Source organism: Pedobacter sp. GW460-11-11-14-TSB4, from assembly GCF_059423705.1.
Genome location: NZ_JBWKYI010000001.1, coordinates 15,148 through 26,740, shown reverse-complemented (window position 1 = coordinate 26,740; position 11,593 = coordinate 15,148). Strand labels below are relative to the sequence as shown.

General features: G+C 38.6%; 13 protein-coding genes. 4 read left to right on the top strand and 9 right to left on the bottom strand.

From position 1 onward, the window contains the following. Positions 1-163 precede the first annotated feature (163 nt). From AC07YT_RS00125 to AC07YT_RS00115, 3 genes are read right to left on the bottom strand one after another with little or no spacing between them, the layout of a single operon-like run. A complete protein-coding gene (locus AC07YT_RS00125) occupies positions 164-583 on the bottom strand; it encodes an arsenate reductase ArsC (protein WP_086546525.1) in 420 nt (139 codons plus the stop codon). Positions 584-602: 19 nt separating this feature from the next. After that, positions 603-1,169 carry a DUF6428 family protein gene (locus AC07YT_RS00120; RefSeq protein ID WP_086546526.1) on the bottom strand — a complete coding sequence of 189 codons (567 nt, stop codon included), beginning with the start codon at positions 1,167-1,169 and terminating at the stop codon, positions 603-605. 38 nt (positions 1,170-1,207) lie between these two features. Next, entirely contained in the window at positions 1,208-1,537 is a 330-nt protein-coding gene (locus AC07YT_RS00115) for an ArsR/SmtB family transcription factor (RefSeq protein ID WP_086546527.1), read from the bottom strand. 142 nt (positions 1,538-1,679) lie between these two features. Between AC07YT_RS00115 and AC07YT_RS00110 the strand changes: the two genes are divergently transcribed. Beyond that, the gene (locus AC07YT_RS00110; RefSeq protein WP_086546528.1) at positions 1,680-2,093 is read left to right on the top strand and encodes an EamA family transporter; all 414 of its coding nucleotides are present in this window, start codon (positions 1,680-1,682) and stop codon (positions 2,091-2,093) included. A gap of 256 nt (positions 2,094-2,349) precedes the next feature. Here AC07YT_RS00110 and AC07YT_RS00105 read toward each other — a convergent pair whose 3' ends face one another. Beyond that, complete coding sequence (locus AC07YT_RS00105; protein ID WP_494945113.1) at positions 2,350-4,635, bottom strand: GH92 family glycosyl hydrolase; 2,286 nt, start codon at positions 4,633-4,635, stop codon at positions 2,350-2,352. Between the two features lie 702 nt (positions 4,636-5,337). Here AC07YT_RS00105 and mnmA point away from each other — a divergent pair. Then, positions 5,338-6,429 carry a tRNA 2-thiouridine(34) synthase MnmA gene (mnmA, locus tag AC07YT_RS00100; RefSeq protein WP_086546529.1) on the top strand — a complete coding sequence of 364 codons (1,092 nt, stop codon included), beginning with the start codon at positions 5,338-5,340 and terminating at the stop codon, positions 6,427-6,429. Positions 6,430-6,782: 353 nt separating this feature from the next. Here mnmA and AC07YT_RS00095 read toward each other — a convergent pair whose 3' ends face one another. Then, complete coding sequence (locus AC07YT_RS00095; RefSeq protein ID WP_057934638.1) at positions 6,783-7,097, bottom strand: hypothetical protein; 315 nt, start codon at positions 7,095-7,097, stop codon at positions 6,783-6,785. A 293-nt stretch (positions 7,098-7,390) separates the two neighbouring features. On the opposite strand from AC07YT_RS00095, the gene AC07YT_RS00090 reads away from it, so the two are divergent. Next, positions 7,391-7,753, top strand: a complete 363-nt coding sequence (locus AC07YT_RS00090; RefSeq protein WP_086546530.1) for a response regulator transcription factor — start codon at positions 7,391-7,393, stop codon at positions 7,751-7,753. 91 nt (positions 7,754-7,844) lie between these two features. Here AC07YT_RS00090 and AC07YT_RS00085 read toward each other — a convergent pair whose 3' ends face one another. Further along, complete coding sequence (locus AC07YT_RS00085; protein ID WP_086546531.1) at positions 7,845-8,441, bottom strand: FMN-dependent NADH-azoreductase; 597 nt, start codon at positions 8,439-8,441, stop codon at positions 7,845-7,847. A gap of 119 nt (positions 8,442-8,560) precedes the next feature. Next, entirely contained in the window at positions 8,561-9,256 is a 696-nt protein-coding gene (locus tag AC07YT_RS00080) for a DUF4142 domain-containing protein (protein WP_494945112.1), read from the bottom strand. A gap of 168 nt (positions 9,257-9,424) precedes the next feature. Here AC07YT_RS00080 and AC07YT_RS00075 point away from each other — a divergent pair, with 168 nt between their 5' ends. Then, entirely contained in the window at positions 9,425-9,739 is a 315-nt protein-coding gene (locus AC07YT_RS00075; protein ID WP_086546533.1) for a hypothetical protein, read from the top strand. A gap of 51 nt (positions 9,740-9,790) precedes the next feature. On the opposite strand, the gene AC07YT_RS00070 is transcribed toward AC07YT_RS00075, so the two are convergent. Together AC07YT_RS00070 and AC07YT_RS00065 are read right to left on the bottom strand one after the other, a co-directional pair. Continuing rightward, the gene (locus tag AC07YT_RS00070) at positions 9,791-10,615 is read right to left on the bottom strand and encodes an ion transporter (protein ID WP_086546534.1); all 825 of its coding nucleotides are present in this window, start codon (positions 10,613-10,615) and stop codon (positions 9,791-9,793) included. Positions 10,616-10,646: 31 nt separating this feature from the next. After that, positions 10,647-11,498 carry an SDR family oxidoreductase gene (locus AC07YT_RS00065; RefSeq protein ID WP_494945111.1) on the bottom strand — a complete coding sequence of 284 codons (852 nt, stop codon included), beginning with the start codon at positions 11,496-11,498 and terminating at the stop codon, positions 10,647-10,649. Between the last annotated feature and the right edge of the window lie 95 nt (positions 11,499-11,593).

Genomic DNA, 11,593 nt, shown 5'->3' with positions numbered 1-11,593 from the left:
CTCTGCAAAGCAAAATCTATAAAGATAGATCTCTCCATTTCACTGCGTTTCAGTCGAGATGACGTTTTTTCTTTTGAAGTCTGTAAAATCCACAGCGTTAAATAACAGTCAAAAAAAAAAGTATTTCCTTTGAACTGGCGGCGCACAAACAATTGCTGACCAATTAGCCTTTAAAGTTTTTCTCTACAAAATCCTTCATATAAGCCTTTACCAGATCTCTGGTATTTCTGAATTGAGCCATAATTTCTTCCTCAGTACCTACCGCTTTAGCAGGATCTGGAAAGTTATGGTGCAGTTTTATCGCTTGCGTTGGGAAGTGCGGACAACTTTCTTTTGCGTGATCGCAAACGGTAATTATATAATCGAAAGGAATATCGAAATATTCCTCCATATTATTCGAGGTTTGACCAGAAATATCAATCCCATCTTCAGCCATTACTTTTATCGCCCTTGGATTAACACCATGAACTTCGATCCCTGCACTGTAGATTTTAGCTTTATCCTGAGCAAAATATTTTAGATAACCTTCAGCCAGCTGACTTCTGCAACTATTCCCCGTGCAAAGTACCAATACATTTTTCATGTTTTTAAATTTTGAATGATTAACAACAGCCACTTCCCGGATTACAGCTATTTTGATCAGCTGCGAGATTAACCAGTTCGATTTTTCTTTTTACCGGCTGGGCAGGTGCACAACATTCTTCACCTGTTTCAGTAGTACCACAACTTCCTCCGCGGTTAATCGCTTTACATTGTGTAACATCAGGTGTCAGGTCTAAAATCAGGTTCTCCCCATCAATTTTAAATTCGCCCGGAAACATCTGCCTCGTATCGAACGCAGAATTACCGAATTCAATTTTCACCGTTCCATTGGGGTTTAAAGGAAGCTTACTTTCCACCAGGTTAATGATAGACAATGCTTTTTTCACCTGCATGGCCCTGCCTGCTTCCTCTTCGGTAGGTTCCCATAACTGTACGATGATTTCTGTCCAGGCGTTCATCACTCCTCCGCAATCTACCGAAACAATGGGTGCCTGTTTAATTTCGGTAATGTGATAATTGGCGTTTACCCATTTACCAGGAGCATATTGGAACTGTAATACCAATTCAGGATGTTGTTGAAGTGCAGCCTTAAAGCTGCTCCATTCGGTTGAAGATGTATTGATCATAATATTGCAATTTAACGATTGATTTAAGTAAAAAATTTTTAACAGCAGTTTTGCTCACCTTTATACGAGGCAAAGAAATTGCCCAGCTCTGTTTGTAATAACTTCCAGGTTTTGGGTTCTATACAGTAACAGATACTCACCCCTTCAATAGTCCCCTGTATAATGCCAGCATTTTTAAGTTCTTTTAAATGCTGAGAAATGGTAGCCTGCGCCAACCCAAGTTCTTCCACTAAATCGCCACAGATGCAGGTATTCGATTTAAGGATACGCTGAAGGATCGCAATCCGTGCTGGATGTGCCATCGCTTTTAATAACGCCGCCATCTGGTTTTGCTCTTCGGTAAAGATTTCTGTTTTGGTAAGTCCCATAATTATGTATCGCAATATTACGATAGATAAATCGGATATCAAAATTTATTTTCATTTTCAGTTTACAAAACAGATTATCTACAGAATTGTATAGTTTATTTACCATAAACGCATTTATAAATGAAGATTAAACAAAATTAATATGTGGAAATTTTATGCCATATTATCTGCTGTATTTGCAGCTGCGACAGCCATTTTAGCTAAAGTTGGATTAAAGGGTGTTAATGGAAATATAGCAACAGCCATAAGAACCATTGTGATCTTATTTATTGCATGGGGCATTGTGCTGGCCACAGGAGAAATTACCCAGCTTAAAACATTGAGCAAAAACAACCTCATATTTTTAGGTTTATCGGGCCTTGCGACAGGTTTATCGTGGATTTTCTATTTTAAAGCGATCGAAACAGGAAATGTTTCTAAAGTTGCACCGATTGATAAATTAAGTGTAGCTATTGCGATGGGTTTAGCCTTTTTAATTTTAAAAGAACCGATTGAAGCAAAAACATTAATTGGTGGAGGCTTAATTGTTGCAGGTAGTTTGGTGATATTACTTTAAAGAGCTGGCGTATTCTTTTATCCAAGGAGGCACTGAAAACAAAGAAATTTGATTGATAATGAACTTTGGTTATGCTCAGACTTACAGTTTAAAAAAGTCGTCATCTCGACCGGAACGTAGTGGAGTGGAGAGATCTATCTCGAGACAGATTTCTCGGCTACATTGCACTGCGCTCGAAATGACGATATTCGGAAGGTAAAAAAACCGTCAACTAATTAAAGTTAACGGTTTAATTTGTACAGGGATATGAGAAAAATTATTTCTTTGGTTTCGGGCTCATATAAAAACTAAGCTTTCCGCCATTGGTGATATCTGAGTGTTTAATTTTATGATCGGTAATTTCTTTGCCGTTCAATAAAACTTTCTCTACATAAACATTTTTATCACTCTGTTTAATGGCCTCAACCGTAAATGTTTTGCCGTTTTCTAAGTTAATTACTGCATTGTTAATCAATGGGCTACCCAACGAATATACATCAGAACCTGGTGCTACCGGATAAAACCCTAATGAAGAGAACATGTACCAGGCGCTCATCTGCCCGCAATCGTCATTTCCACCTAAACCATCGGCAGTAGGTTTATACTGCATGTTTAAAATGTGGCGGATCTGCGCCTGCGTTTTCCATGGCTGATCGGTCCAGTTATACAGGTAAGCGATATGGTGAGCAGGCTCATTACCATGTACATAACCACCAATAATACCTTCGCGGGTAATATCTTCCGTATGCGCAAAAAACTCATCTGGTAAATGCATAGTGAACAAAGTATCCAGACGGGTTGCAAATTTCTTTTTACCGCCCATCATTTCGATCAGCGAAGCCGGATCCTGTGGCACAAAGAAACTGTAGTTCCAGCTATTGCCTTCAATAAAACCTTGTCCTTCGGTATCTTTTGGATCAAATTCTTTTTTAAATGTTCCATCCGCCAATTTCGGACGCATAAAACCAGTAGCACTATCGTAATTGTTTTTCCAGTTGTTAGCACGTTTGATAAATTCATCATAAACATCCATACGGTTTAATTTTTTAGCCAATTGTGCAATCGACCAGTCGTCGTAAGAATATTCCAGGTTATTCGAAACTGAAATGCCAGATTTTTCGGCCGGGATGTAACCTTTATCCATATAATAGCCAATTCCCTCATAGTCGCGGTGTTTTGCTGTTGCAATACAGGCATCTAAAGCCTTGTTCGCATCGCCACTATAAGTACCTTTTATAATCGCATCAGCAATTACTGAAACACTATGATAGCCACTCATACACCAGTTATCATTAGCATAGTGCGACCAGATTGGCAACATATGCAAACTGCTCTGGTCGTAATGCGCCAGCATCGATTTTACCATATCGTTACTGCGGCCAGGCTGTGTAATATTGAAGAATGGATGTAAAGCACGGTAAGTATCCCAAAGCGAGAACGTAGTGTAATTGGTAAAACCTTCTGCTTTGTGTACACCCTGATCTAACCCTTTATACTCGCCATTGATATCGGTATAGGTGGTAGGATTGATAAAAGCATGATACAATGCGGTATAAAAATTGATTTTATTATCGTTAGAAGTCATTACCTGTATTTTATTCAATTCTTTATTCCAGGTCGACTGTGCCTGAGCCCTAACTTTTTCGAAATCCCAGCCCGAAATTTCTGCACGCATATTCTGCAAGGCATTTTCCTGGCTTACCGGCGATAAGGCAAACTTAATTTTGATCTTCTCTCCTTCCCGGGTATCGAAATCAAAGAACATTTTTAGCTTTTTCCCAGCAATTTCTGGGAAGTTCTGTTCCTGGTTAAACTTGCCCCAAAAGCCTCTGTAAGCTTGTTTGGCATCGTAGCTTTTACGGCCATAACTTTTAAAAGGTTTAGAAAAACTCATCGCAAAATAAACCGTTCTGGTTCTGGCCCATCCGTTGGTTTGGCGGTAACCTGTAATTAAGGTATCATTTACCACACGAACGTAAGTCCAAACCGTTTTTTCTTCGTAATTGTAAATACCGGCCATCAGATCCAAAATAATATGCGATTGATCTGATTTAGGGAAAGTATATTGGTGCATCCCTACCCTCGTGGTTGAGGTTAATTCGGCGGTAATGTTATCATCATCCAACTTTACTTTGTAATAACCTGCCTCTGCAACTTCGTTGGCATGCGAAAATGCCGAACGGTAACCACTTTTAGGATCTGATGCCGTACCAGGGTTTAACTGTAATTTACCTTGGGTTGGCATAATGAGAAAATCGCCTAAGTCTGAGTGACCGGTACCGCTAAAATGGGTATGACTAAAACCGGTAATTGTTTTATCCTCATATTTATAACCTGCACAGTATTTATATACATCGCCGTTGTATTTTCCATTTACTTCGTAAGATAAAGTATCCGTTTCGGGACTTAGCTGTACTGAGCCAAATGGAACCGTAGCACCAGGATAAGTATGCCCCATTTTCGAGGTGCCGATAATGGGCCGAACATACTGCACCAGATTCTGCTGTGCTGATGCAAGCATGGCCGATAGCAAAAGACAAGGCAGGATAATTTTTTTAATCATATCTTTTTAAAATTTAGCTTGTTTTATTGAAAATTCTAAGGTATTAATTTATCTTCAAATATGCATAAAAAGAAAGACTAAAACGTTTAAGTAAAACAAAAAATACATTACTAATTGTTGAAGATACAATTTATATCTTTTTTGCTATTATTTTAAATTCTAATAACCAGGGTTCCGAAAGCTTGTAAACTGACAAGTAGAAATTGCTTACTGATTGGGGCGTTACCCAATCCCGTGAAATACGGGAAAGGGTCAGGCTTTTCAGGGCTGCGCTTCGCTCCGGTACCGGTGAAAACCGGCACTGAACCCTTGCAATCCTTAACGCGCATCTACTCTCTTAAGACACTTAACTGGTTTCCGCTCGTTCCAAACGCACGGATAAATAACCTGGCAATTTGATGATAGCATTAATTTAAGGGTTAGAAGCACCAACCCAGGTTAAATAAACCCCTGCCTGCAACAGGCAGGTGATAGAACGGAGAGCCCGCAGCGAGGTACGAGTGAGGACTTGAAGGGATAGCAGGACTGCCGACAGCCATTAACACCGGACCACTCATTTTCAAAACTATTGACCACCTAAGCCATCTTAGGGCAACTAAGTGATAAATCCAGGCAATTTAGTAACCGCTTTTTACAAGTAACTGACTTGCTTTAAATAATTTCAGCTAAATAAACCTTATTTTTGCATCCAATATTTTTAAGATGAGTAAACACGGTAGAATTCTGGTTGCCATGAGTGGCGGGGTTGATAGTTCGGTAGCGGCGGTAATGTTGCATGAGCAAGGTTATGAGGTTATTGGATTAACCATGAAGACCTGGGATTATGCTACTTCTGGTGGTAGCAGTAAGGAAACTGGCTGTTGCTCGTTAGATAGTATTAATGATGCCCGTACACTTGCCGTAAACTATGGTTTTCCGCATTATATTCTGGATATCAGGGATGAATTTGGCGATTATGTAATTGACAATTTCGTTGATGAATACCTGGCGGGAAGAACGCCAAATCCATGCGTTTTGTGCAATACACACATTAAATGGGAAGCTTTACTAAAACGTGCTAATAAACTCGATTGCGAATTTATTGCAACGGGGCATTACGCCAATATCCGTCAGCAAGACAGCGGCCGTTATGTGATTTCGAAAGGAAAAGACGAAAATAAAGATCAATCTTATGTATTGTGGGGCGTTTCGCAAGAAAATCTTTCACGTACTAAATTCCCATTGGGCAGTTTTGCAAAATCTGAAATCAGACAGATGGCTTTGGATATGGGACAGGAAGAACTGGCTAAAAAATCGGAGAGTTACGAAATTTGTTTCGTTCCGGATAATGATTACAGGGCTTTCTTAAAACATAAAGTAGAAGATTTAGAAGACAGAGTAGCTGGCGGAAATTTTATTTTAAGTAATGGAATGGTCGTTGGACAACATAAAGGTTATCCTTTTTATACCATTGGCCAGCGTAAAGGTTTAGGTGTTGCCTTTGGCGAACCTATGTTTGTAACGCAAATCCTGCCAGAAAGCAATACCGTAGTTTTAGGTAAAGCTGAGGAGCTTGAACGCCGCGAAGCGATGGTACGCAATATTAACCTGATAAAATACGCCAGCATTGAAGAACCCATGAATGATGTGATTACCAAAATCCGTTATAAAGATGCGGGTATGTTAAGTACAATTGTTCAGGAAAAAGATAAAATGCGCGTCGTGTTTGATCATAATGTTTCGGCCATTGCACCAGGTCAATCGGCAGTATTTTACGAAGGAAATGATTTATTAGGTGGAGGATTTTTAGTTTAATTACCCTATCCTATTGTTCGGTGCATTGGTATCATTCTCCTATAAGATAGACCCTGAAATAAATTACCTTCGGTGAGCTCGCTAAGTCTCGGTTCAGGGTGACCACCGAAAAAGAAAACAAAAAACGAGTTGCCAAATGGCAACTCGTTTTTTGTTTATTGATTATTATGCATACTAGAACGCGTCATGCGGAATTTATTTTACAAGAAGAAATAGTGTTTTCAATTGCCTTGTAGCTACTATGTGGTCAGCATCTTTTTGTAATTAATTAATGAGTTACAATCATATTAAGAGTTATTATCATAATGATAGATCCTGAAATAAATTCAGGATGACGAAACGATTAAATATTATTACTCATTTCCCTTAAAAACATTAATCGATGCCGTTTTCCAGTGAATGTAACCTAAATTACCACAGGTTTGGGCTACAAAGTTTTCTACATCCTCCGGCACATCGTTAACTACACGCCACCTAATTTTATACTTTGGGTTATAACTGATATAAACCACCAGATCATCACTACGCTGCCCGATGGCATGTAAATGCTGTAAATGAATATCCTGTAAATCTGCAGCAGCAATCCGCAGTCTTTCATTCATGATTTTACCTAATGAAAGATCTGGTCTAAAATCTGTTTCGAATATGGCTAAAACGGTAACGGTCATAGAAAAAATAAATATATCAGCAAACAAACCAAGCTAAAAGCTTTTTGTTTAAAATCATCAATTAAATACATGGAATTACTGCTTAGATATTCCCAGTATTCTGTCTCTCCAAAAGCAAATCTATACTAAAAAAATTAGTATCAAAATTTATTTTCATATTTTTTTTAGTCAGCGTAAAAATTATAGAAACGCATGACACGCGCTGATAAGAAGGTTAATAACTCTAATATTGTGCATAACTATCTTAAACATCTGATAGCTAGGTGAGTATCTATATAATAAAAGTAGAGCTTATGAAAAAGTGCATCTATGTAGTCGAAGACAATCCGAATATCAGGGAAATCATCGAATTTTTATTAATCGAAGAACTTTACGAGGTAAAGACTTGTCCAAACACAAACGATTTTTGGCTTCAAATGAGTAAACACCTGCCAGATATGGTCATTCTTGATATCATGTTACCTGATGGCAACGGACTGGATATCTGTAATACCCTAAAGCGAAATATTAAAACACATGATATTCCGGTCATGATGATGTCGGCTAATAACCACTTAAACGCCGTTAAGGCTAAATGCGATGCGGAAGATTTTATCAACAAACCTTTCGATCTGAACGATTTTGTTAACAGAGTAGATAAATATTTACTCAACTAAGCAAAAATGAGGATGTATCATCAATATATAGTGTCACCCTGAATTTGTCGAGGGGCAAGACTATACAAATAATACATCCTCATTCTTTTTTTTAAAGCACTATGCTTTCAACCGCTTTATCCAGCGCCTCATCTTTCAGGTTAGGCATACTTAAACCTTCAGCCCTGATTGCCGTAATATCTACCATACCCATAAAACCAAGCACGGATCTTAAATACGATTCGGTAAAATCGTAAGCCTTCATTGGCCCCTCCGAATACACACCGCCTGAGGAAATGGCCAGGTAAACTTTTTTGTTTTTAACCAAACCTTCAGGACCCTTTTCAGAGTAACTGAATGTCTGACCTGCACGCGCAATGTGGTCAATCCATGATTTTAAGGTAGAAGGAATACCAAAATTGTACAGCGGTGCACCGATTACAATCGCATCGGCATTTTTAAGTTCAGCAATGGCTTCGTTAGAATGTTTAATGGCTTCCGCAAATTCTGATGTATGGTTTTCTACCGGCGTAAAGAAAGAATTGATATGCACCTCCTCCAAATGTGGAAAGGGTGTATCCGTTAAATTGTGCGTAATTAAACTGCTGCCAGGATTTGCGGCCTGTAATTTTTCTACAATGGCATTTCCCAATTTAATGCTGAAAGATGCTTCGCCTCTTGGGCTTGATATAAGATGTAATATTTTCATTTTTTTTGCCTTTTTATGTCTGGCAAAATTATAGATACGAAGTATCAAAAAGCTATTACTATACCAGAGGATAGTGCTATCCTTTAGTATAGCTCCTAGTCTACGCGAAGAAAAAAAGCCTATTTATTGGATTTATCAGCCAAAGCATAAACTTGTTTTAAATGCTTTCGTAAGGTTGGTAAATATTTATTTGCATATGCTTTAATATCATTATTGGTAGATTTCGATGCTTTCTCAAATAGTGCAACCGCATCTTGATGATCAACAAGCATTATCTCGATATAAGCTTTATCAAATGAAACCCCGTTTAAATTATTTAATTTTTCGATCGCATTGGTCACGTCAGCTTCAGTAACACCATTCGCAGTTTTTTTCGCCAGACCAGTATTACCTGCCTCACCTCCCGCATTTTTGGTTCTTGAGGTATCTTTCATATTTTCAGGTGATGAATCTACCCTGCCATCAGGCCTTTGTCCACCTTCAGGCGTATTCATTGGCAAATCAACCTTTTTAAGTTTTGCCAATCCCCTTAATTCTTCGTTAGCCTTGGTATGATGATCAACCATCATCTGGCCAAACGCTTTAACCTTTTTATCGCTCGCTTTATCTGACGCAATTTTACCAGTTAACATTTCTTTCATCCCTGCAATAGCTGCCTGTTGCAAAAATTGAGCGGTGGTTAAACTATCTTGTTGATTAATGTAATCAAATGACCTTGTATAATGCCAGTAGGCTTTTGCAACAGCATTAAATGAAGTAGCTGAAATAATCATTCCCACTACTGCTATTTTCCTGGTATTGAAATGGTTTTTCATTGTTAAGTAATTAAGGTAAATGCATGAGTAAAACCCCTCTAACATTTAAAAAGTTTGAGCAAATCATATCCATCTTTTAAAAACCTTACAACACCAGTGGTTTAAGATTTAAAATTTTCTTTAAACTTAACCTGATCTGAATCTGTTCTACTATAAAAGACTTTTACTATGGAAAATCAAGAAAACAATCAACCTGAAGAAGAAATTCAAAACATCGAACAGTTTCAGATCAACCGTTCGGAAGGAAATGCAGCCGATGGCCACGCTTCTCCAGAGCAAGCCGAAGATGACGCATATACGGAGGATGAAGTTCCGTTTGCGGATGGAGAAGGAACACAGCTAAATGAAGAAATCAATGATCCGGAAGACGAAGAAGATGAAGATGATGATGAAACAGAAACGAATGACTATAACGAATCTGACATAGAAGAACTGGATAAAGATCCAAATGCCTACGACGAGGAAGATAGTGAAATGTTATAAGCTTATTATGTCTCTTATAAAAGGTGCCAGATCAGCAATTATCTGGCATTTTTATTTAAATAGCGATGATCCGCAATACTTGCAAAACAAGGCATCGCTATCGTGGCCTTCCCTACTGCAGCTCGGGCACGATTCGGGTAATTCTTTTTTCTGCCTGGCTGCAAGAGCAATATCATGGGTAATGATACCTGTGGGTACTGCAATAATCGCATAACCGATTAACATCACTACAGAAGCTACAAATTTACCCAAAGGCGTAATGGGCGAAATATCGCCATAACCAACGGTTGTAATGGTCACAATGGCCCAGTAAATACTTTCGGGAATATTCGAAAACCCATTTTCGCGCTTCTCTACCAAATACATAATAGAGCCAAGAATAACAGTGATGGTTAAAACCGTTAACAGAAATATGCTGATTTTACGCACGCTATTCTTCAATGCCTGGGTGAGGAAATTAATCTCGGTTAAAAAATGTCCAAGTTTAAATATCCTGAAAACCCTCAGCAACCTCAACGCCCTGAAAACCAGCAAAGATTGCGCACCAATAAAAAATATACTTAAGTAAGACGGCAATAAAGCAATCAGATCAATAATCCCTAAAGGACTGATTACATATCGGATTGGTTTTTTAATGCTCACCAACCTTAAAATATATTCAATGGTGAAAAGTGCGGCAAAAACCCACTCCATAATGTTAAACAATTTGCCATAATGCAGGTGAATGCTGACCACACTATCGAGCATCACGACAATAATACTGGAAAATATGGCAATTAACAGGCCTACATCAAAAGCTTTACCCGCAGGTGTATTCGATTCGTAAATTATTTCGTGAAGTTTAAAACGCCAATCTTTAGATGAATCTGATGCCATAGTTTTTAGGTAGATTTAAAGGTAGCAGAAATTATCCGTTAACCACTTCTCCGCCGTTAACATGTATAACCTGCCCGGTGATAAAAGAAGCATCATCCGAAGCGAGAAAAACATAAGCCGGAGCAATCTCTGAAGGTTGCCCTGCCCTTTCCATCGCAGTTTGTGATCCAAAAGATTTAATCTTTTTTTCATCAAAAGTAGATACAATGAGGGGTGTCCACACCGGGCCTGGCGCAACGGCATTTACCCGGATGCCTTTTGTTGCTAAATTTGTGGCCAGCGAACGTGTAAAAGAAGTGATTGCGCCCTTGGTAGAAGAGTAATCGATTAGATTTGGCGATGAGCGGTAAGCGGTTACTGAAGTGGTATTGATGATGCTGTCACCAGGTTTAAAATGCTCAAGCACCTCGTGTGCAAAATAAAAATAACCGAATATGTTGGTTCGGAAAGTATCCTCAAGCTGTTTGTTATCGATTTTTTTTGGATCTTTTTGTGGAACCTGCATCCCGGCATTATTAACCAGGATATTAATTTTCCCAAATTGTTTAATGGTGTTTTCCACTGCCTTTTTGCAAAAAGCAGGCTTTTTAACATCTCCTTTAATCAAGAGGCACTTTTTCCCCTCTGCCTCAACCATCTTTTGGGTCTCTTTCGCATCAATATCTTCATTTAAATAAACAATGGCTACATCGGCACCTTCTCTTGCAAAATGAACTGCTACCGAACGACCGATACCACTATCTCCACCGGTAATGAGTGCAACCTGATTATTCAATTTCCCCGCTCCCCTATAGTTTTCTTTAATTACTTCGGGTCTTGGATTCATTTTGGCTTCTATGCCTGGTTGCTGATGTTGTTTGGCAGGTGTTTTTTGGCTTTTCATCACGATTAGTTCATCAAAGTATTTAATAATACCTGTTAAACAAATTTATTGCCTGCAAAGTTTGCCGAACTGGAGATGATCATTAACATTTTAAA

Bases quoted from the DNA above. Each gene is read 5' to 3' on its own strand.
- AC07YT_RS00125 (WP_086546525.1), bottom strand. From the start codon at position 583: ATGAAAAATGTATTGGTACTTTGCACGGGGAATAGTTGCAGAAGTCAG.
- AC07YT_RS00120 (WP_086546526.1), bottom strand. From the start codon at position 1,169: ATGATCAATACATCTTCAACCGAATGGAGCAGCTTTAAGGCTGCACTT.
- AC07YT_RS00115 (WP_086546527.1), bottom strand. From the start codon at position 1,537: ATGGGACTTACCAAAACAGAAATCTTTACCGAAGAGCAAAACCAGATG.
- AC07YT_RS00110 (WP_086546528.1), top strand. From the start codon at position 1,680: ATGTGGAAATTTTATGCCATATTATCTGCTGTATTTGCAGCTGCGACA.
- AC07YT_RS00105 (WP_494945113.1), bottom strand. From the start codon at position 4,635: ATGATTAAAAAAATTATCCTGCCTTGTCTTTTGCTATCGGCCATGCTT.
- mnmA (WP_086546529.1), top strand. From the start codon at position 5,338: ATGAGTAAACACGGTAGAATTCTGGTTGCCATGAGTGGCGGGGTTGAT.
- AC07YT_RS00095 (WP_057934638.1), bottom strand. From the start codon at position 7,097: ATGACCGTTACCGTTTTAGCCATATTCGAAACAGATTTTAGACCAGAT.
- AC07YT_RS00090 (WP_086546530.1), top strand. From the start codon at position 7,391: ATGAAAAAGTGCATCTATGTAGTCGAAGACAATCCGAATATCAGGGAA.
- AC07YT_RS00085 (WP_086546531.1), bottom strand. From the start codon at position 8,441: ATGAAAATATTACATCTTATATCAAGCCCAAGAGGCGAAGCATCTTTC.
- AC07YT_RS00080 (WP_494945112.1), bottom strand. From the start codon at position 9,256: ATGAAAAACCATTTCAATACCAGGAAAATAGCAGTAGTGGGAATGATT.
- AC07YT_RS00075 (WP_086546533.1), top strand. From the start codon at position 9,425: ATGGAAAATCAAGAAAACAATCAACCTGAAGAAGAAATTCAAAACATC.
- AC07YT_RS00070 (WP_086546534.1), bottom strand. From the start codon at position 10,615: ATGGCATCAGATTCATCTAAAGATTGGCGTTTTAAACTTCACGAAATA.
- AC07YT_RS00065 (WP_494945111.1), bottom strand. From the start codon at position 11,498: ATGAAAAGCCAAAAAACACCTGCCAAACAACATCAGCAACCAGGCATA.